Source organism: Prevotellamassilia timonensis (assembly GCF_021531665.1).
Classification (GTDB): domain Bacteria; phylum Bacteroidota; class Bacteroidia; order Bacteroidales; family Bacteroidaceae; genus Alloprevotella.
In genome coordinates, this window is sequence record NZ_JADYUH010000001.1 from 78,525 (window position 1) to 97,737 (window position 19,213).

At 51.4% G+C, this 19,213-nt stretch carries 15 protein-coding genes; 4 read left to right on the top strand and 11 right to left on the bottom strand.

Annotation, left to right across the window (positions count from 1 at the left end; translation table 11 throughout):
* Nucleotides 1-33: 33 nt before the first annotated feature.
* The 3 genes from floA to I6E40_RS00335 form a co-directional block, all read right to left on the bottom strand.
* Nucleotides 34-1,026, bottom strand: a complete 993-nt coding sequence (floA, locus tag I6E40_RS00325; RefSeq protein WP_235384853.1) for a flotillin-like protein FloA — start codon at nt 1,024-1,026, stop codon at nt 34-36.
* A 716-nt stretch (nt 1,027-1,742) separates the two neighbouring features.
* Nucleotides 1,743-1,910, bottom strand: a complete 168-nt coding sequence (locus I6E40_RS00330; protein ID WP_235384854.1) for a hypothetical protein — start codon at nt 1,908-1,910, stop codon at nt 1,743-1,745.
* Between the two features lie 115 nt (nt 1,911-2,025).
* Nucleotides 2,026-2,340, bottom strand: a complete 315-nt coding sequence (locus I6E40_RS00335) for a hypothetical protein (protein ID WP_235384855.1) — start codon at nt 2,338-2,340, stop codon at nt 2,026-2,028.
* Between the two features lie 72 nt (nt 2,341-2,412).
* Between I6E40_RS00335 and I6E40_RS00340 the strand changes: the two genes are divergently transcribed.
* On the top strand, nt 2,413-3,324 hold the full coding sequence (locus tag I6E40_RS00340) for a phosphate acyltransferase (protein WP_235384856.1): 912 nt from the start codon (nt 2,413-2,415) through the stop codon (nt 3,322-3,324).
* 27 nt (nt 3,325-3,351) lie between these two features.
* Entirely contained in the window at nt 3,352-4,467 is a 1,116-nt protein-coding gene (gene buk, locus I6E40_RS00345; protein ID WP_235384857.1) for a butyrate kinase, read from the top strand.
* A gap of 262 nt (nt 4,468-4,729) precedes the next feature.
* Here buk and I6E40_RS00350 read toward each other — a convergent pair whose 3' ends face one another.
* On the bottom strand, nt 4,730-6,811 hold the full coding sequence (locus I6E40_RS00350; protein WP_235384858.1) for a protein-disulfide reductase DsbD family protein: 2,082 nt from the start codon (nt 6,809-6,811) through the stop codon (nt 4,730-4,732).
* 210 nt (nt 6,812-7,021) lie between these two features.
* The gene (gene polA / locus I6E40_RS00355; RefSeq protein ID WP_410897018.1) at nt 7,022-9,802 is read right to left on the bottom strand and encodes a DNA polymerase I; all 2,781 of its coding nucleotides are present in this window, start codon (nt 9,800-9,802) and stop codon (nt 7,022-7,024) included.
* Nucleotides 9,803-10,052: 250 nt separating this feature from the next.
* Between polA and I6E40_RS00360 the strand changes: the two genes are divergently transcribed.
* The gene (locus I6E40_RS00360; RefSeq protein ID WP_235384860.1) at nt 10,053-11,027 is read left to right on the top strand and encodes a polyprenyl synthetase family protein; all 975 of its coding nucleotides are present in this window, start codon (nt 10,053-10,055) and stop codon (nt 11,025-11,027) included.
* Nucleotides 11,028-11,359: 332 nt separating this feature from the next.
* On the opposite strand, the gene deoC is transcribed toward I6E40_RS00360, so the two are convergent.
* The 6 genes from deoC to mnmG all read right to left on the bottom strand — a co-directional run bounded on the left by deoC (nt 11,360) and on the right by mnmG (nt 17,701).
* Complete coding sequence (gene deoC, locus I6E40_RS00365; RefSeq protein WP_235384861.1) at nt 11,360-12,301, bottom strand: deoxyribose-phosphate aldolase; 942 nt, start codon at nt 12,299-12,301, stop codon at nt 11,360-11,362.
* A 54-nt stretch (nt 12,302-12,355) separates the two neighbouring features.
* On the bottom strand, nt 12,356-12,736 hold the full coding sequence (locus I6E40_RS00370) for a nucleotide pyrophosphohydrolase (RefSeq protein ID WP_235384862.1): 381 nt from the start codon (nt 12,734-12,736) through the stop codon (nt 12,356-12,358).
* Between the two features lie 75 nt (nt 12,737-12,811).
* Nucleotides 12,812-13,264, bottom strand: a complete 453-nt coding sequence (dtd, locus tag I6E40_RS00375) for a D-aminoacyl-tRNA deacylase (protein WP_235384863.1) — start codon at nt 13,262-13,264, stop codon at nt 12,812-12,814.
* 78 nt (nt 13,265-13,342) lie between these two features.
* Nucleotides 13,343-15,166, bottom strand: a complete 1,824-nt coding sequence (gene uvrC / locus I6E40_RS00380; RefSeq protein WP_235384864.1) for an excinuclease ABC subunit UvrC — start codon at nt 15,164-15,166, stop codon at nt 13,343-13,345.
* A gap of 17 nt (nt 15,167-15,183) precedes the next feature.
* Nucleotides 15,184-15,720, bottom strand: coding sequence for an adenine phosphoribosyltransferase (locus tag I6E40_RS00385; protein WP_235384865.1), 537 nt, complete (start codon nt 15,718-15,720; stop codon nt 15,184-15,186).
* A 103-nt stretch (nt 15,721-15,823) separates the two neighbouring features.
* Nucleotides 15,824-17,701: a tRNA uridine-5-carboxymethylaminomethyl(34) synthesis enzyme MnmG gene (gene mnmG, locus I6E40_RS00390; protein ID WP_235384866.1), complete on the bottom strand. Its 1,878-nt coding sequence runs from the start codon at nt 17,699-17,701 to the stop codon at nt 15,824-15,826.
* Between the two features lie 192 nt (nt 17,702-17,893).
* Between mnmG and I6E40_RS00395 the strand changes: the two genes are divergently transcribed.
* On the top strand, nt 17,894-19,174 hold the full coding sequence (locus tag I6E40_RS00395; RefSeq protein WP_235384867.1) for a DUF2851 family protein: 1,281 nt from the start codon (nt 17,894-17,896) through the stop codon (nt 19,172-19,174).
* Nucleotides 19,175-19,213 lie beyond the last annotated feature (39 nt).

Genomic DNA, 19,213 nt, shown 5'->3' on the forward strand with positions numbered 1-19,213 from the left:
GTTTTGTTTTCGTTTTTCGTTCAGCAGTGTTTTTCACTTTTTGCCGAGTATGTCGTTCGGGTTGATTTTGCTGATGGCGTCCCTCATGGAAGTGTCTCCTTTGAGGTTTTCGAGTCGATAGTAGTCCATGAATCCCATGTTTCCTTCTCTCAGTGCCTGCGCCAGCGCCTTAGGCACTTCCGCTTCGGCTTGAATCACCTCGGCGCGTGCTTGTTGTGCTTTTGCTTTCATTTCCTGTTCTGTGGCGACAGCCATGGCTCTTCGTTCCTCGGCTTTTGCCTGTGCGATGTTTTTGTCCGCGTTGGCTTGGTCCATTTGGAGTGTGGCGCCGATGTTTTTGCCGACGTCGATGTCAGCAATGTCGATGGAAAGGATTTCGTAGGCAGTTCCTGCGTCAAGTCCTTTTGAGAGCACCAGTTTAGAGATGGAGTCCGGGTTTTCAAGCACCTGTTCGTGAGTTTCGGCAGAACCGATGGACGAGACGATTCCTTCTCCGACGCGTGCGAGGATGGTGTCCTCCCCTGCTCCACCGACGAGTTGGTGGATGTTTGCGCGCACGGTGACGCGAGCCTTGGCGATGAGTTGTATGCCGTTTTTGGCGACGGCTGCAACGGGAGGTGTGTCAATCACTTTAGGGTTGACCGATGTTTGAACTGCTTCGAAGACGTCTCTTCCTGCGAGGTCGATTGCGGTGGCTTTTTCGAAAGACAGGTCAATGTTTGCTTTTGATGCCGAAACGAGTGCGTGAACCACGCGCTGGACGTGTCCTCCCGTCATATAGTGTGCTTCCAAGTTGTCGCGCGTGATGGAATGCAAGCCGGCTTTGTGTGCTTCGATGAGGCTTGGCACGATGATGCCGGGTGGCACGTTTCTGATTCTCATGAGGAAGAGTTGAATCAGCGAGATTTTCACTCCCGACACTTTGGCGGAGAGCCAGAGGAAGAAAGGCACGAAGTGAAAGAAGATGCTCAAGAAAATGATGGCGCCGAAGACGAGGGCAGCCACAACTAAAGGTGTGTCGAACATGGTGTGTTATAGATTTAGGTTTTCCGTTTTCGCAAGTTCTCGCAGCAAAGACAGAGCAAGGCGAGTGCAAAGCGTGGGGCTTGTTTGAGTGTTTTGCCGAGCCGCCGCCTGTTTTCGCGAGTTCTCTCAGCAAAGACAGAGCAAATGCCAAACTTGCTTGAGTGTTTTGCCGAGTCGCCGCCTGTTTTCGCAAGTTCTCGCAGCAAAGATAGTGTAAGGCGTTGAAAGATTGCAAACTTTTCGCCAAGTTTTCTCTCAGACCGTTTTCTCACCGGCTCTCATCCCTTGTTCCTCCCCCGGTTTCTCAGTCATTTCATCTCCCCCACCCCGCTGCTTCGTGAAAGGTTCTCGGTTCAGCCGGGTGAAGCCTTGGGCAACTCTTTTGCCAAACCGGCTTGACGGGGAAAACCTTTTCCACACCCCAAGGCGGTTTTTCGGTTTTAACACTTCTTGCTTTTGGCGACGAAAAGTATTATATTTGTACAGAGATATGGGAGGAGCCTCGGCTCCCCCCTTTTTTCGTCACTTCCCCTTTAAAAACGGGGATTTAGGAGCGCTCCCAGTTAAAATTTGCCTTCTTCTAATTTAAATTTGCCTTCTCCTAATTTCATTTAGGAGCGCTCCTAAGTAAAACTGCACGCCGAGTAGGCAAAATTGGGAGGCGGGAAGTGTTCCCGAAAGTTAAAAATGTTAATGCCTAATCGCCGAAAAATGGCTCAAAATTGTTGGATTTTCCACGGGATGGAGCGGACGGTGGTGGGGGTAGGTTTGGCGGAGAGAGCGTGTGTGCCTGCGTTTCTTTTGTCTTCGCGGTTGGGAATGACGAACTTGCGGTTGGGAATGACGAACTTGCGGATGGGATTGACGAGTCCTTGAGTGGGCATGATGAGTCACCGGTTAGGAATGACGGGTCACCGGTTAGGAATGACGAATCCACGTGTGGGAATGACGGCTCCTCTCTCAGATTCATCGCTTCTTTTGAGCCGTCAATCGGTTCAGTCATGTGACAAAACCACTTTTGCTTCTATTTTTTATTGCATAAATCATCGCGATTTGTGCAAAGTCTTGCTCAAATCTTGTATCTTTGCGCCCGAATTCTTGCAAGAGTGGGCGGCGCCTTGCATCTCGCCCATTCTGACGCACCTTTGAGTCGGCGCGTGATAATAGCCAATCTGCTGCGTTACCATCGGATTCGGGCTTGGTCATGTACTTCAGTACACTCCCTGCGCCCTCATCCTTGGCGCCTTGCATCTCGCCCATTCTGACGCACCTTTGAGTCGGCGCGTGATAATAGCCAATCTGCTGCGTTGCCATCGGATTCGGGCTTGGTCATGTACTTCCCGGCGCGCCATCATAGTTCTTCCATATTTCCTAAACACTCATGCCATGCAACCACTCAGAAGTTTTGACGATTTGACCTCCCTTCTGAAACGCTCCACAAGACGCGTAAGTCTCGCCGTCGTTTGTGGCAGCGACGAAGGAGCCTCCCGTGCGGCGGTGAAAGCCGTTGAGGAAGGCTTTGCAAGCGTTGTTTTTGTGGGACACACAGACAAGGTGCACGCTTTGCCTTGGGTGGAGAACGCTCCAAAGGAATTCGTCGAGTTCCTCCCGGCTTGCGACGATGCGGAGGCTGCCACAAAGGCGGTGAAACTGGTTCGCGAGAGAAAATGCGAAGTCCTGGTGAAAGGATTGCTTCACACAGCCACCTTGCTGCGCGCCGTGCTGAACAAAGAGTGCGGCTTGCTGGCTGACCACGGTGTGCTCACCCACGTCGCCATGGCTGAGATTCCGGGACGCGAAAAGTTGCTGTGTTTCACCGACGCCGCTGTCATCCCCTACCCCACTCAGGCGCAACGACTGGTGCAGGTGGAAGTTTTGACAAAAGTCATCCGCGCGCTCGGAACGCCCGTGCCGCGCATCTCGCTCCTTCATTGCGCTGAAACTGTCAGCGACAAGTTCCCCCACACGTTGGGCTACGGCGAAATCAAAGAACTCGCCGCACAAGGTCGCTGGGGCGAAGTGCTCGTGGATGGTCCCCTCGATTTGAGGACGTCGCTCGATGCCGCAGTCTTGAAAATCAAAGGAATCCACTCTTGCCTGGAAGGCGATGCCGACGGGCTTGTCTTGCCCGATTTGGAATCCGCCAATTTGCTCTACAAAGCCCTCCCACTCTTCTGCGGCGCACGCGAAGCTGGCATCCTGCAAGGGACAACAGCCCCCGTCGTCCTTCCCTCGCGTGGTGACAGTTGGCAGGACAAATTCCTGAGCATCGCCATGGCGGTCATGAGTTTAAACTGATTCACAACCTACCCATATATTCCCTCCATGAATCCATCGCTTGATCCGGAAGTGGCGCAGCCGGTGCCCTCTCCCGGCTATCGCATCTTGGTCATCAATCCCGGCTCAACTTCCACAAAAGTCGGGGTCTATCTGGACGCTCACCCGTTGCTCGTCTCGGTCATCCGGCACCAACCCGAAGAATTGGCGCCCTACAAACACATCACCGAGCAACACGAGTTCCGCCGAAACCTCGTTCTGAAATGGCTGGAGGAAAACAACATTCCTTTTGTCTTCGACGCCATCATAGGACGCGGCGGACTGACAAAGCCCATCCCCGGCGGCGTCTATCGCGTGAATCGCAAGATGTGCTACGACACGTTCTACGCGCTGCGCAAACACGCCTGCAACTTGGGCTGTCTGATTGCCAAAGAGCTTGCAAAGATGCAAACCAATGGTTGTCAGGCTTATATCGCTGACCCCGCGGTCGTTGATGAACTGCTGCCGGAAGCAAGAATCAGCGGGTCACCGCTCATGCCGCGACTGAGCATTTGGCACGCGCTGAACCAAAGGGCCATCGCGAGACGTCACGCGAAAGAGATGGGAACCACCTACGACAAACTCAATCTCATCGTCTGCCACCTCGGAGGCGGAATTTCCATCGCAGCACACCAACAGGGACGCGCGGTCGATGCGAACAACGCCCTTGACGGCGAAGGTCCCCTCTCGCCCGAAAGAGCAGGCACGCTTCCCGCCTCGGATTTGATTCACCTCTGCTTTTCCGGACGCTACACGGAAGACCAACTCAAACGCCGCGTGGCGGGAAAGGCAGGACTGATGGCTCACCTCGGAACGACCGACGTGCGACAGATTCTCACGATGAAAGACGCCGGTGACAAACGCGCGGCTCTCCTCATTGACGCGATGATTTTCCACACCGCAAAATCAATCGCCGCAGAGGGCGCAGTGCTCAAAGGAAAGATTGACGCGATTCTCATCACAGGCGGCATGGCTTATTCGGACTACATCACCAACCATCTCCGCGAACGGGTGGACTGGATGGCGCCCGTCTATGTTTATCCCGGAGAGGACGAAATGGAAGCGCTGGCACTCAACGCCTTGGCTGTGCTGAAAGGTGAGCGTGTGGCGAAAGAATACGAATAAGTTTCCTCAAGGGGTCCAGATTCACAAAACAGCGGACACAACCGCGGAAAAAGAATTCCGTGATTGTGTCCGCTGTTTTGTGGGCAAGTTGAGTTGATTTTGATTCTTTAGAGATGAACGCCTGTCAGGGGAGGAAGGAGCATAGCGGGCTATGTGACTGACGAAACTTCCCAAAGGGCGCGCTAAGAATCAAATCACTCATAAAGACCGTGCGACCAAAACGTGAGCACTTTCTTTTGAACGTTCCTTATCCCGTAATTTATTAAACACCCCTAAAGCGTGCCAAGCCCTCGTTCAGCCAGTTGACGTAGGCATCTACGTCCTCGTCATAGGAGCGCGCCGGTGCCAACGGCTTCCCTTCGTGGTCAAGGAGCACGTAGAACGGCTGGGCGTTCGCGCCGAACTTGCGGCGTTGCAGATAACTCCACTTGTCGCCCACGGTGCGCAGGGTGGTCGTCGCGCCGTTTTCTTCAACGTCGGTGGGAGAGGAGAGAGGTGTTTTTTCGTCCACGTAGAGCGAAATCAGAACGTAGTCCTTGCGAATGATGTCGCGCACGCGGACATCGTGCCAAACGGCAAGTTCCATCTTTCGGCAGTTCACGCAGCCGTGTCCGGTGAAGTCCAAAAGCACCGGCTTTCCGGTTTGTTTGGCATATGCCATGCCCTTTTCGTAGTCCTTGAAATCCGGCTCCACCTTGACGGGGTCGAGGTTGAAGTCTTGCGTGGAAAGAGGCGGTGCAAAGGCGCTGACGGCTTTCAGCGGTGCACCCCAAAGCCCGGGAATCATGTAGATGGCAAAAGCCAAAGAGCAGAGTGCCACGAAAAACGCCGGAATGGAAGTCTTTCGGTCTTCTTCATCGTCGTGCGGGAACTTGATGAGACCGAGAAGATAGAGGCCAAGTAGACCGAAAAGCACAATCCAAAGGGCGAGGAAGGTCTCGCGGTCCAACAAATGCCAACCGTAGGCAAGGTCAGCCACGGAGAAGAACTTCAAAGCAAATGCGAGTTCCAAAAAGCCTAAAACCACCTTCACCTTATTCAACCATCCGCCGCTCTTGGGAGCGCTCTTCAACCATGTGGGGAAAAGAGCGAAAAGTGTGAAGGGTAGGGCAAGTGCCACGGCGAAACCGAACATTCCAATGGTGGGTGCCAACGCCGAACCTCCGTTCGTGCTCACTTCCACCAACAAGAAGCCAATGATCGGACCTGTGCAGGAGAAACTCACCAAGGAAAGGGTGAAAGCCATCAAGAAAATGCTCAACAAACCCGTTGTGGCTTCTGCCTTTCTGTCCACGGCGTTGCCCCAACCGGAGGGAAGCGTGATTTCAAAACCGCCAAGGAAACTTGCGGCAAAAACCAGCAACATCAGACAGAAAAGCATGTTGAACACCGCATTGGTCGAGAGGTCGTTCAGCGCGCTCGCACCGAAAATGGAAGTGATGATGAGCCCGAGCCCCACATAGATGACGATGATGCTGATGCCGTAGGTGATGGCATCGCGTATTCCTTTGCGACGATTCCCGCTTCGCTTGAGGAAGAAGCTGACAGTCATCGGGATGATGGGCCAAACGCACGGTGTGAAGAGGGCGAGCAGACCGCCGAGAAAACCGAGGAGGAAAATGAGATGAAAAGGCTTGCTCGTGACATCTTCTGCATCGCCGCCAAGGCTTTTCAGTTCGTCAATGACCGGCGCCCACCAGGTGTCAATCTCCGTGCCTTCGGCGAGGAGGTTGGGGGAGGGGAGAGCCGTGGCTGCGGAGTCGGTGGCAACGGCTTCCGCCTGGTCGTCTTTTCCTTCCAAAGCGTCGGCAGCGAGGGTTGACTCCTCCTCTTTCACTGCATTCTTTTTCAGTTCTTCGGTCTTGTCCGTGGCTTTCGCTGCGACGGCTGCCTCCGGTCCGTCTGTTCCTTTGATGGAGGCGTTCACACTGGTCGGAGGAAGACAGTTTTGGTCGTTGCAGGCGCCATACTTCATATAACCTTTCAACTCGTAGTTCTTTTCCGTCAACTCAATGCGCTGCGTGAAGGTCGCTTTGCCGACAAAGAAACTTACGGGCATGTCGAAAATTGGGTCGTTCGCGTGCACAGCACCCGGACCGGGCTTCAACGCGCCCAAAGGCTTCGCGCCTTTCGCTTCATCCACGCCGAAAGAGGCACGGGTGGGACCTCCGGCGGCAAAGTCGTTGGAATAGATGTGCCAGCCGGGCGCAGCCGTACCGGAGAAAATGATGTCTATGGTTTTGGCATCCACGCGTTTGTAGCTCACGCTGAAATTGATTTGCGCGCTCAGCGTCAAAAGCCCTGCCATCAGCAAAAGCAGGGTGGCGGTCAGTTTTTGTTTCATGTTTTTCTCTGAAAAATGTATTTTGGAACAAGGCGACGTGCGCACGAGGCGGTCGGTGCAGTCGCCTGTTTCTCTGAGTTTTCACGCCTCAGAAACGGGTGCAAAGTTAATGTTTTCCGTTGGATTTTTTGCTTTCTGTTCGCAGCGCCGGCGTTCCGTCGGTTTTGGAAAGGGTGGGGGAGTGAAACACCGGCGAAGACGGGGTGGACGTCAGTGTGCTTCGAGCCAATTATTCCCTGTGCCGCAGTCTGCGATGAGCGGGACACTCATGGAGAAAGCCTGCTCCATCTCACTGATGACCAGTTCTTTCACGCGTTCTAGTTCTTCGGGCGGAACGCTGAAGTTGAGTTCGTCGTGCACTTGAAGAATCATTTTTGCTCTCAACTTCTCTTCGCGAAGTCTCCGGTCGATGCGAATCATCGCGACCTTGATGATGTCGGCGGCGGTGCCCTGAATGGGTGCGTTCACGGCGTTTCGCTCGGCGTAGCCTCTGACGACGGCGTTTCGCGAGTTGATGTCCGGAAGATAGCGGCGGCGTCCGAAGGCAGTGAGAATATAACCCGTTTTCCTCGCTTCTTCCACGCACTCGGCAATGTAGTCTTTGATGCGCGGATAGGTGTTGAAATAACTGTCTATGAGCTGCTTCGCTTCCGTTCGGGAGACTTCCATTCTTTCCGCCAAGCCGAAGGCGGAAATGCCATAGATGATGCCAAAGTTGGCGGTCTTTGCCTTTCGTCTTTCATCGCGGCTGACGTCTTCCAGTGGCTTGTGGAAGATGCGGGCAGCGGTGGCGGCGTGAATGTCTTTTCCTTCGCAGAAGTCCTTGACGAGGTTCTCGTCCTTGCTCAAGTGCGCCATGATGCGCAGTTCGATTTGCGAGTAGTCAGCAGAGAAGAAGACATCTCCCGTTCCCGGCACGAAAGCCTTGCGAATTTCTCGCCCGTCTTCCCCTCTGACCGGTATGTTCTGAAGATTCGGGTTCGAGGAACTCAGGCGTCCTGTGGCGGTGACCGCCTGGTTGAAGGACGTGTGAATGCGATGAGTCTCGGGGTTGATGAGTTTGGGCAGGGCTTCGACGTAGGTGCTGAGGAGTTTTTTCAAACCTCTGTGTGCCAAAATCTTTCCAACGATGGGGTGGCGGGAGCGAATAGCCTCAAGGACTTCCTCGCCCGTCTGATACTGTCCGCTTTTCGTTTTCTTGGCTTTCTCGTTGAGTTTCAACTCGTCAAAGAGCACTTCTCCCACCTGCCTCGGCGAGGTCAGCATGAAGGAATGACCGGCGAGTTCGAAGATTTCCTTTTCCAGCAACTCCATGCGTTCCGTGAATTGCTTGGCGGTCTCAGCCAGTGATTTCGTGTCTAAGCACACTCCTTCCATTTCCATTCGTGCGAGCACCGGCATGAGCGGCATTTCGATGTCGTTGAACACTCCCCGCAAATTGTTGGCTTCAAGTTCCTTCTCAAGTGGTTTCATGAGTTGCAGAGCCACGTCGGCATCTTCACACGCATAGTCCTTTATGCTTTCGGGCTTAAGCATGTCCATGGTGAGCTGACTTTTCCCCTTCGGTCCGATGAGCTCCTCAATCTTGATGGTCTCATAGTTGAGATAGATTTCAGCAAGGTAGTCCAACCCATGTCGAAGCTCCGGTTGAACGAGGTAGTGAGCAAGCATCGTGTCAAACATCGGAGCGGCGACCTCAACGCCGTGGCGTTTGAGCACCGTGAAGTCGTATTTCAAATTCTGACCGACCTTCAAAATTTTCTCGCTCTCGAAGAAGGGGCGGAAGATGTTCACCATCGCTCGCGCTTTTTCCGTTTCACGTGGAACTGAGACATACCATGCCTTTCCTCCCTCGACGGCAAAACTCATTCCTACCAATTTTGCACTCACAGCCTCGGTTGAAGTCGTTTCTGAGTCAAATGCTACAGTTGAGAAAGTCAAAATATCGTCACATAATTTCTTTGCGTCCTCCTCATTATCAACAAGAAAATATTCGTGATTGACGTCTTTCAAGCGTTTATGGTTCGTTTCTTTCAAACCGCTCGGCAGGTCGTCCGTTTCTAAGTCAAAGAGAGGGCCTAAACTGTTAGTAGTTTTTAACTCCTTTTCCCGCTCGTCCTCGTCCATCTTCTTGATGAACTGTCGGAACTCCAAATTTTCAAAGATGGGTCGGAGGAGATTCTTGTCCGCCTGTGTTCTTTCGAGTTGTTTTAGCTCAAGAGAAATGGGTACGTCAGTTTTAATTGTGACAAGGAATTTGGAGAAACGAATTTGCTCAGCGTTTTCCTCCACTTTCTTTTTCAGTGCACCTTTCAGTTCCGAGGTGGTTTCGAGAAGGTGATCAATGGAGCCGAACTGAGAGATGAGTTTTGCTGCGGTCTTTTCTCCGACACCCGGACAGCCCGGAATGTTGTCCGCTGTGTCTCCCATGAGACCGAGCAAGTCAATGACCTGTTCTGTCCGTTCAATCCCATATTTTTCACAAACCTCCTTAGGTCCGAGCGTCTCCAATCCTCCACCCCCGTGTTTTGGGCGGCGCATGAAAATCCCCGGTTTCACCAGTTGCGCATAGTCTTTGTCGGGAGTCACGAGGTGAACTTCAAGTCCCTGTTCGGCTGCCTGCAAGGCGAGTGTGCCGATGACATCGTCCGCCTCAAAGCCCGGCACTTCGAGAATGGGGATGCGGTAGGCGCGAATGATTTCTTTGATGATGGGCACCGAAGCTTTGATGTCTTCCGGCGTGGCTTCGCGCTGTGCTTTGTAGTCGGGATAAGCTTCGTGCCGGAACGTGCCGCCCGCAGGATCAAAGGCAATACCGACATAGTCCGGGTTCTCCTTCTTCAGCAGGTCTTCCAGCGTGTTCACGAAACCAAAGATGGCAGACGTGTTTTGACCTTTTGAGTTGATTCGCGGACTGCGAATGAGCGCGTAGTAGGCACGGTAAATCAATGCGTAAGCATCGAGCAGATAGATTTTCTTCATGGGTTTGATTTCTTTGCTTCGTGTGTCACGTTTCCTTAAAAGGAGGGTCTTTATTCGTAAAGCTCTTTGCAAAAATAGGGGAAAAGGGGCGGGTAGGGAAGATTTCCGCTCGCTTTTGTCAGTTTTGCGTGTTCTTTCTGTGTCTTTTTGACTCTTTTTTCAGCCTTTTGCCGCTCAAAGTGATGAAAACTCCTCGTAATCGTTTTGTGTTTTGGGCTTCAAGTACTAATTTTGCCGTTCAATTGCATAACCTTCTTTTATGGATTCACTTTCCCTCATTCGTCAGCCGGTGGCTGCGGAATTGGAGCAGTATCGTTCGCTTTTTGATAGTGCTTTGCAGCATGATGACGATTTCCTCGGTCATGCGTTGGCCTACGTGCGTCAGCGCCGCGGCAAAATGATGCGTCCGCTTTTGGTGCTGCTCATGGCGAAAGAATTGGGGAATGTCGGTGAAAAGTCTTTGCGCTCTGCCGTCACTCTTGAACTTTTGCACACCGCTTCGCTCGTCCACGACGACGTGGTTGACGAAAGCCAGGAACGCCGCGGGCAACGCTCTGCCAATGCCGTTTTTGATAACAAAGTTGCCGTGCTTTTAGGAGATTATTTGTTATCGCTTTCGTTGCTGAATGCGGCTGAAACAGAGAATGTGGAAGTTGTTCGTATCATTTCGCGTCTTGGCGGGACGCTCTCGGAAGGTGAGATTTCGCAACTCGCCGTCATCCGTGACGAGGAAGTTAGCGAAGAAGCCTACTTCCACATCATTCACCACAAAACTGCAGCACTTTTCGCTGCCTGCGCACGCCTCGGAGCCATATCTGCCGGCGGTGATGCGGCATACGTGGAAAAAGCCACGAAGTTCGGCGAACTCATTGGCATTTGCTTCCAAATTCGTGATGACATCTTCGACTATTTTCCCGATGGTAACATCGGTAAACCCACCGGCAACGACATGCGAGAAGGAAAACTCACGCTGCCTGTGATTCATGCTCTGAGGCAGGCAGGAAATTCTGAGACTCAACTTCTTGTGAAGAAAATTAAGTCCGGCGAAGCCACAGCAGCCGACATCTCAGCCATGGTTGATTTCACGTTGAAAAATGGTGGCATCGCCTATGCTGAGCAGACCATGCAGCGTTTGCACGACGAGGCTGTTGCGCTGCTCGATGACTGGAAAAATGAAGAGGTCAAGGAGGCGTTGCACCGCTACATTGACTTCGTCATCAAGCGAGAAATCTGATAAATTTTTCGTTGAAGGCGTGCCACATTCAATGGCAAATATCCAATAGTTTCTCCCAAAGTACAAAAATTGCGTCGATTTCTCCGTTTGAGGAAGAAACCGACGCAGTTTTTTGTTTCAGCGAAATGGTTTTTTTGCTTCAGCGAAATGGCTTTTTTCGTGAAAAGCGGGATGGAAGCGGTAAAAGTCTTGTTGGGAAGCGTTCGTCAACCCGCGTTTCCAACGTTTTTGAGTCGTTTTTTTCTAAAAAAGCGAGGAGAATATCGCTCAAAGCGAGAAAATGGCTCAAATCGCTTGATTTGGACTTATTCGGAGTTCTTTTACGTCAATTCTCAGAAAGGTTTGACGTCTTCGCCAAGAATGGCAGAAACCAGAAGATTTGCCAGACGGCTCGTGCCGATGCGGAAGTGACCGTCCTTGACGAATTGTTCGCCGAGCATTTCGCGCACGACGGTGTAGAAATCAATGGCTTCGTCCACCGTTTTGATTCCGCCGGCGGCTTTGAATCCAACGAGGTTTCCGGTCAGTTCATGGTATTCTTTGATGGCTTGACACATGACGTAAGCCGCTTCCAAGGTGGCAGCCGGCTCTATTTTGCCCGTGCTGGTCTTGATGAAGTCTGCTCCTGCATACATGGAAAGAATGGACGCCTTCTTGATGTTTACTGCGGTTTGAAGAGCGCCTGTTTCAAGAATCACTTTCAGGGGTCGTCCGCCGGTGGCTGCTTTGATTTCTGCAATTTCGTCGGCGCAGGTTTCATAGTCTCCGCTTAGGAATTGACCGACGCTGAGCACGCAGTCAATTTCCGTGGCACCGTCGTGAACGGCGAGTGCGGTTTCCGTGGTTTTGATTTCGATGAAGGTTTGAGAGGAGGGAAAGCCGCCAGCCACGCACGCCACTTCAATGCCATCGGCTTCAAGCGATGTGCTGACGATTTTTGCGAAGTTGGGATAGACGCAAATGGTTGCTAAGTGTGGGAGATCGGGGTGGCTGTCTGCGAAATCGTTGACTTTTTCCACGAATTTCAGAACGCTTTCTTGTGAATCCGTCACCTTGAGTGTGGTGAGTTCAACGGTTGCAAGCAAATCACGAAGCACTTCGGGAGTGGCATATTTTCCGCGATTCTCTTCCACCAAGCGGTGCACGGCATCGCTGACGAGTTCGTCGTGAAGATGCAGGTCGTATTTCGCAAAGGCTTGTTCGTAAACGCTGAGCGCCTGGTGCGCTTCTGAGCCACAGTGTTCTTCGTGGCAGTGACAGTGGTTTTCAGACATTTTTTCGGGAGTTATTATGTGTGAATTATGTGTATTCAATCGGTTTTTTTCTTCCTATCTCAACTTTTCGTTTTGTTGATGGCGCATTTTGTCGCGCTTTGTTTTCTTCTCCATGTTCTTTTGAAACGCCTCGGTGAGGTCCACGCCGGTTTGGTTCGCAAGACAGACGAGGACCCAAAGAACGTCTGCCATTTCATCGGCAAGATTGGCGCTTTCACCCGCTTTGAAAGACTGTTGCCCATAGGTTCGAGCCATGACTCTCGCCAATTCTCCGACTTCCTCGGTGAGGCACGCCAGGTTCGTCAGTTCGTCAAAATAGCGTACGCCGATGGTACGAATCCATTCGTCCACTTTTTGCTGCACCTCCCGCAGGCTGGGGGAGGGGAGAGCGGAGTTGGCTGGTGTTTCGGCGTTTGCCGTGAGTTTTTCGTTCATGGGAGGGAGTTTTGAAAGTGTGTTCAGTGGTAAGGCGAATGCCTTGAGATACTGGATTTTACAGTATTTCCGTTTTCACTCTTTGTTTTTAGTGTCCATGCAAATGGTGACGGGTCCGTCGTTCAGAAGTTCAACTTTCATGTCTGCGCCAAATTCTCCTGTCCCTACGGTTTTCCCAATGGTTTGAGAGAGGAGTCGCACAAAGTGTTCGTAGAGCGGAATGGCGTGGTCGTGTCCCGCGGCACGCAGATAACTTGGGCGATTCCCTTTTTTGTAGGATGCCATAAGCGTGAACTGGCTGACAACCAGAACATTCCCGTCCACGTCAGCGAGGCAGCGGTTCATGACGCCTTGCTCGTCGTTGAAAACTCTGAGTCCGGCAATTTTCCGGCAAAGCCACGCGGCATCTTCTTCATTGTCAGCGTCTTCAATGCCCAGCAAGACCAAGAATCCGTTTTGAATGGAAGACTTGACGATGCCCTCGATGGTGACGGAAGCATGGCTGACTCTTTGAATGACTGCTCTCATGGCTTTGTGAATTTGAATGGTGAAACGGAGTGTGGTGCAAAAGTAACAAAAACGCACAGTTCTGAAGCACTCAGGCTTTCAGACTTTGTGAAGTGCGTGGAAAATCAGTTCTCCCTTGGCTGTTCCCAAAAGTTCCTGAAGTTCCGGCAGGCTTGCTTCTTTCACCTTCTTGACGCTCTTGAATTTCTTCAAAAGTTTTTCCTTGGTGGCAGGTCCTATGCCCTTCACCCCGTCCAGTTCGGATGCTGTCTGTCGCTTTGAGCGTTTCTCTCGGTGAAAAGTGATGGCGAAACGGTGCACTTCATCCTGCATCGCAGTGAGCGTTCGAAACAACTGGCTATTTGGTTTGATGCCTATGGTGGAGGGTGGGAAACCGAACAGGAGTTCGCGTGTGCGGTGTCGACTGTCTTTGGCGAGTCCCGCAATGGCGATTTGAAGCCCCAACTCGTCTTCCACCACTTCCCGAATGACTTCCATTTGCCCTCGCCCACCGTCCGCAATAATCAAATCGGGGAACTCGCAGCCTTCGTCTTTCATCCGTTGATAGCGACGTCTGACCACTTCCTTCATGGAGGCGTAGTCGTCGCCTCCATCCGCTGTCTGAATCACATATTTCCTATATTCTTTTTTTGATGCTTTCAGTTTCCGAAAGACGACGCAAGCCGCAACGGCGTCTTCGCCTTGAATGTGAGAATTGTCAAAAAGTTCAATGTGAAAGGGCAGTTTGGGAAGGTTCAAATCGTCCTTAATTTCTTTCAACAGCCGAGTCAATTTCTGCTCCGGATTCAACTTTTCGGCTTGCTTCATTCGGTCGAAACGATATTGCTTCACGTTCAAAAGACTCAAGTCGAGAAGTTTCTTTTTGTCACCCTTCTGAGGTATGGTTTGGGTGAACAAAGTCTCGGGAAGGTCCACGTGAAACGGCACAACCACTTCCTTGGCATGGCTGTCGTAGCGTGTGCGCATTTCCACGATGCCCAGGGCGAGGAGTTCGGCGTCGGTTTCTTCCAGTTTTTTCTTATATTCAAACGTAAAGGCGCGGTTGATGCATCCGTTGACGACGTGCAAATAGTTGATGTATGCCACTCTTTCTTCGCTTTCAATGTGAAAAACATCGATGTGATGAAGAACCGAAGAGACCACCACGCTCTTGGCGTGGAATTTCTCAATCAAGTCATAGCGTCGCTTGATTTCTTGAGCCTCTTCAAAGCGCAGTTCTTCCGCAAGTCTAAGCATTTGCTGTCGCATCCGCTGTGCCACTTCTGAGGTATTCCCTTTGAGAATCTCTTTGCACGCTTCAATGTTTCGGACATACTCCTCTCTGTTCTGCTTCCCCACACAGGGTGCGAGGCAACGTTTGATGTGGTAGTCCAAGCAAAGGGCGTATTTTCCGGTTTTCACTCCCTCTTCGGTGAGTGGTTGGCGACAGGGACGAATTTTATAGAGGTCTCGGAAAAGGTCCAGTAAGGCAGTCAGGGTGGGGATGTGGCTGTAGGGTCCGAAATACGTCGCGCCCCTTTCCTTTCGATTCCTTGTTTTGAAAATTCGCGGAAGGTATTCGTGCGTCACCGCGATGGAAGGGTAGGTTTTGTCGTCCTTAAGAAGCACGTTGTAGTGCGGTTTGTACCTTTTGATGAGGTTGTTTTCAAGCAGCAGCGCGTCTTCCTCCGTGTTTACGACGACATATTTAATGTCCCGGATGTGGCGCACAAGCAGCGCGGTCTTTCGTGTCTGCTGTTCTTTGTTGAAGTAGGAACTTACCCTTCTTTTTAGGTTTTTCGCCTTGCCAACGTAGATAATCTTCCCGGTTGCATCCAGATATTGGTAGCAACCGGGAGATTCCGGGAGATTAGCAACAATTCCGCTGAGATGAGCATCTTTTGTTTCTTCTGCGGACTTCATGCGTTTCTTTTGTGTTTTTATTCTTCAATCGTTAGGAGCGTAGTCACGTCAAGGTCTTTTCCAAGGAACTTTCTTCCTTCCAGTCCTTCCATTTTTAGTTCGATGAGGAAATTGATATACACTTTTTTCGGTCCGAAGTGTTTCACCAGATCATACGTCGCCTGCATGGAGCCACCCGTGGCGAGCAGGTCGTCGTGAATCAACACCACGTCGTTCTCTTCAATGGCGTCGGTGTGAATCTCGATGGTGTCATAACCATACTCCTTCAGGTAGGTCGCCTTTCTTGTCTCGGCGGGAAGTTTTCCCGGCTTTCTTGCCATGACGAATCCTGCGTTCAGTTTTTCTGCCAGCATGGCTCCCATGACAAAACCTCGGCTTTCAATGCCTACAACCTTGGTAATTCCTTTGTCTTTGTAGAGGCGTACCAATTCCTCCAGCATCTCGTGGATGCACTCAGGACTTTTGAATAGTGTACTAACGTCCTTGAAGTGTATTCCCGGCTTTGGGAAATCCGGCACGTTTCTTAGATTTTCTAAAAGCAGTTTTTTGTTCATAAAGTGTTGATTTGTTATGAATTTAATATTGTTTGTTTCACGTGGAACTTTAAATCGCGCATTTCTCCTTGTTGGAGTTTTGCTCTAAGTGAAGAGACGTCTTTTATCTGCCTAAAAGAACGAGCAACACGCTGATGTCGGAGGGAGAAACTCCGGGGATTCGGCTCGCCTGAGCGAGTGTTTCGGGTTTTATGGCAGAAAGTTTCTGGCGTGCCTCTGTGCTGAGTTGCGTGAGTTTTTCGTAGTTGAAATGGTTGGCTATGCGGATGTCTTCGAGTCTCTGCATTTTGTCGGCGAGTGCTCTTTCGCGGGCGATGTATCCGTGATATTTCATTTCTATTTCCGCTGCTTCCATCGTTTCTTCTTTCTCTTCGGTGATGGAATCAAGGAGTTTTTTGAATTCCTTGATTTCGGAAGAAAGAGAAGCAAGCGAAAGTTGCGGGCGGTTGATGAGGTCAAAGATGCGGGTGCCACCTGCGAGCGGTGTCGTTCCGACGCTTTCAAGGAAGGGATTTATTTTTGCTGCTTTCACCGGAAAGTTTCGGCAAAAGTCTTCGATGAGTCCAATTTCCTTTTTCTTCTGTTCGAGACGCTCTGTTCGTTTGGAAGAAGCCAAACCATACTTTTGTGCGTAAGGAGTCAATCGCATGTCCGCGTTGTCTTGTCGGAGAAGAATGCGATATTCCGCGCGAGACGTAAACATTCGGTAGGGTTCATCCACGCCTTTGGTGACCAAGTCATCGATGAGAACGCCGATGTATGCTTCATCTCTCTTTAAGGTGAATTCATCGTTGCCCGTGCATTTCAGAGCAGCGTTGATTCCAGCCACGATGCCTTGTCCGCCTGCTTCCTCGTAGCCCGTGGTTCCGTTGACCTGTCCTGCAAAGAACAGACCTTTTATTTTCTTTGATTCCAACGTGTGCTTTAACTGTGTGGGCGGGAAGAAATCATATTCAATCGCATATCCCGGACGATAGACCCGTATGTCGCGGAAGCAACTCATTTGTTTGAGTGCTTCAATTTGCACGTTCATCGGCAGACTCGAAGAAAAACCATTCAGATAAAGTTCGTTTGTGTCGATTCCTTCGGGTTCAAGAAAGAGCGGATGGTGGTCTCGGTCGGGGAAAGTGACGAGTTTTGTTTCAATGCTTGGGCAGTAGCGCGGTCCGATGCTTTGAATTTGCCCGTTGTAAAGCGGTGAATCCTTCAGTCCGCTTCTCAAAACTTCGTGCACTTTCTCATTTGTTTCGCAAGTCCAGCACGGGAGTTGCGGGAGGGGTCGTGCCGGAGAAATGAAAGAGAATCGGTGAAAGTCCGTTTCGCCCGGTTGTTCCGTCATTTCTTCCAAGTGTACGCTTCTTTTGTCAATTCTCACCGGTGTTCCCGTTTTCATTCGTGCATGTTCAATTCCGAGTGCGGAGATGGAGTGGGTGAGTTTCGTGGCGGCAGGTTCGGCACATCTTCCTCCGGGCACTTTTGTCTTTCCGACGTGCATCAAGCCGTTGAGAAAGGTTCCGGCGGTGATGACCACCGATTTGCCGCGCAGTTCAGCGCCCCAAAGCGTGCGAATGCCGATGACTTCATTGTTTTCGGTGAGAATCTCGGTAGCCTCGTCCTGCCAGATGGAAAGATTCGGTGTGTTCTCCAGTCTTTTTCTCCATTCCCAAATGAAGCGTGCGCGGTCGCACTGCGCTCTCGGACTCCACATGGCGGGTCCTTTGGAGCGGTTCAGCATTCTGAACTGAATGGCTGTGGCGTCGGTGACTTCGCCCATTTGTCCGCCCAGGGCGTCGATTTCGCGCACGATTTGTCCTTTTGCGATTCCGCCGACAGCGGGATTGCAACTCATTTGTGCGATTTTGTTCATGTCCATTGTGACGAGACAGGTTTCTGCTCCCATCTTCGCGGCGGCGGCTGCTGCTTCGCAGCCGGCATGTCCTGCGCCAATCACAATGACGTCAAAATGAAAGATTGTTTGCATCTTTTCAGTGGTTTCAAAAATAGGTTGGGCTCAAAGTCCCTTGCAAAAGTACGAAAAAAAGAAAGCCCACTTTGTTGGAAAAGGAAAAAGCCCTATTTTTGTTGGTTTAACAACGCCCTGTTTTCAAAAAAAGGAAGAAAAAAGCAGGAGACGGTGTTAGCCTTATTCCTCACAAACCAACCCCAAGAGACTATGGAATATCTGCTGCACTACGTTTGGCAACATCGCTGCTACGATGCCTCAAACCTCATCACCGCACAAGGACAAAAGATTGAAGTCCTCGACCCCGGCATACACAATATAATGTATTCCGGACCTGATTTCATCAATGCCAAGATAAAAGTCGAAGGTGTTGTGTGGGCGGGAAATGTAGAAATACATCTTCGCTCTTCAGACTGGAAAAGACACCACCACGAGCGGGATGAAGCCTACAACAACGTGATTCTGCACATCGCTGAGCAGATAGACACCGAGGTGCAGACCGCAGCGGGGCGCACGCTTCCTCAACTGCAACTTTCCATTCCCGAGAAACTCGAAGCAAACTATCGAGAACTTCAAATGGAGGAAACCTATCCGCCCTGTTATCGTGTCATCCCCAAACTCCCTTTGCTCACGGTGCATTCTTGGATGAGTCGTCTTTCCGTGGAGCGTCTTGAGGAGAAAACACGCCGGATTGATGACTATTTGCGTCGAACCGCTGACGACTGGGAGCGCGTCTTCTTCATCACGCTGGCGAGGAACTTCGGTTTTGGAACCAACTCTGCCGCTTTTGAGTTATGGGCAATTTCCATCGATCTCAGTTTCTTGGGAAAACATCGCGATGACCCCTTGCAGGTGGAAGCCTTCTTCATCGGGCAGGCAGGTTTGTTGGACGAATCGCTCGTTCCGCCGGAGCGGCGAGATAACTATTTCCGACTGCTGCAGAGAGAATACGAGTTCCTTCGCCACAAGTTCGGACTCCAGCCCGTTTCGTCAGCGCTGTGGCGCTTTGGGCGGCTTCGTCCTCAGAACTTTCCCTATGTGCGTCTTTCCCAACTCGCCCGTCTCTACAGTGAGCACCAGGTGAACTTTTCCATGTTGCTTGAAACCCGGAGCAACGAAGACTTCCGCCGCCTCTTCCGCGTCGGTGTCACCGACTACTGGCGCACGCACTACACTTTCGGCGTGGAGAGTCGGAGTGTTGAGAAAACCCTTCGGGAGTCCTCGTTGGACTTGTTGCTCATCAACACCGTTTCCCCCTTACTTTTTGCCTATGGTCGTCACCTCATGGACGAAGACCTTTCGGAGCGCGCTTTTCGCATCTTGGAGCAGATACCCCCGGAGCGGAACTACATCACGCGCAGTTGGCAGCGCGCCGGCATTGCGGTTGAACACGCTGCCGACAGCCAAGCCCTGATTCAGTTGAGACAACACTACTGCGAACGAAAAGACTGTCTGCGCTGCCGCTTTGGCTCCGCCTATCTGCGACAGTAATCCTTCCCAATTTGAATCTTTTGAATATATCTAATACAC

Bases quoted from the DNA above. Each gene is read 5' to 3' on its own strand.
- floA (WP_235384853.1), bottom strand. From the start codon at position 1,026: ATGTTCGACACACCTTTAGTTGTGGCTGCCCTCGTCTTCGGCGCCATC.
- I6E40_RS00330 (WP_235384854.1), bottom strand. From the start codon at position 1,910: ATGCCCACTCAAGGACTCGTCAATCCCATCCGCAAGTTCGTCATTCCC.
- I6E40_RS00335 (WP_235384855.1), bottom strand. From the start codon at position 2,340: ATGGCAACGCAGCAGATTGGCTATTATCACGCGCCGACTCAAAGGTGC.
- I6E40_RS00340 (WP_235384856.1), top strand. From the start codon at position 2,413: ATGCAACCACTCAGAAGTTTTGACGATTTGACCTCCCTTCTGAAACGC.
- buk (WP_235384857.1), top strand. From the start codon at position 3,352: ATGAATCCATCGCTTGATCCGGAAGTGGCGCAGCCGGTGCCCTCTCCC.
- I6E40_RS00350 (WP_235384858.1), bottom strand. From the start codon at position 6,811: ATGAAACAAAAACTGACCGCCACCCTGCTTTTGCTGATGGCAGGGCTT.
- I6E40_RS00360 (WP_235384860.1), top strand. From the start codon at position 10,053: ATGGATTCACTTTCCCTCATTCGTCAGCCGGTGGCTGCGGAATTGGAG.
- deoC (WP_235384861.1), bottom strand. From the start codon at position 12,301: ATGTCTGAAAACCACTGTCACTGCCACGAAGAACACTGTGGCTCAGAA.
- I6E40_RS00370 (WP_235384862.1), bottom strand. From the start codon at position 12,736: ATGAACGAAAAACTCACGGCAAACGCCGAAACACCAGCCAACTCCGCT.
- dtd (WP_235384863.1), bottom strand. From the start codon at position 13,264: ATGAGAGCAGTCATTCAAAGAGTCAGCCATGCTTCCGTCACCATCGAG.
- uvrC (WP_235384864.1), bottom strand. From the start codon at position 15,166: ATGAAGTCCGCAGAAGAAACAAAAGATGCTCATCTCAGCGGAATTGTT.
- I6E40_RS00385 (WP_235384865.1), bottom strand. From the start codon at position 15,720: ATGAACAAAAAACTGCTTTTAGAAAATCTAAGAAACGTGCCGGATTTC.
- mnmG (WP_235384866.1), bottom strand. From the start codon at position 17,701: ATGCAAACAATCTTTCATTTTGACGTCATTGTGATTGGCGCAGGACAT.
- I6E40_RS00395 (WP_235384867.1), top strand. From the start codon at position 17,894: ATGGAATATCTGCTGCACTACGTTTGGCAACATCGCTGCTACGATGCC.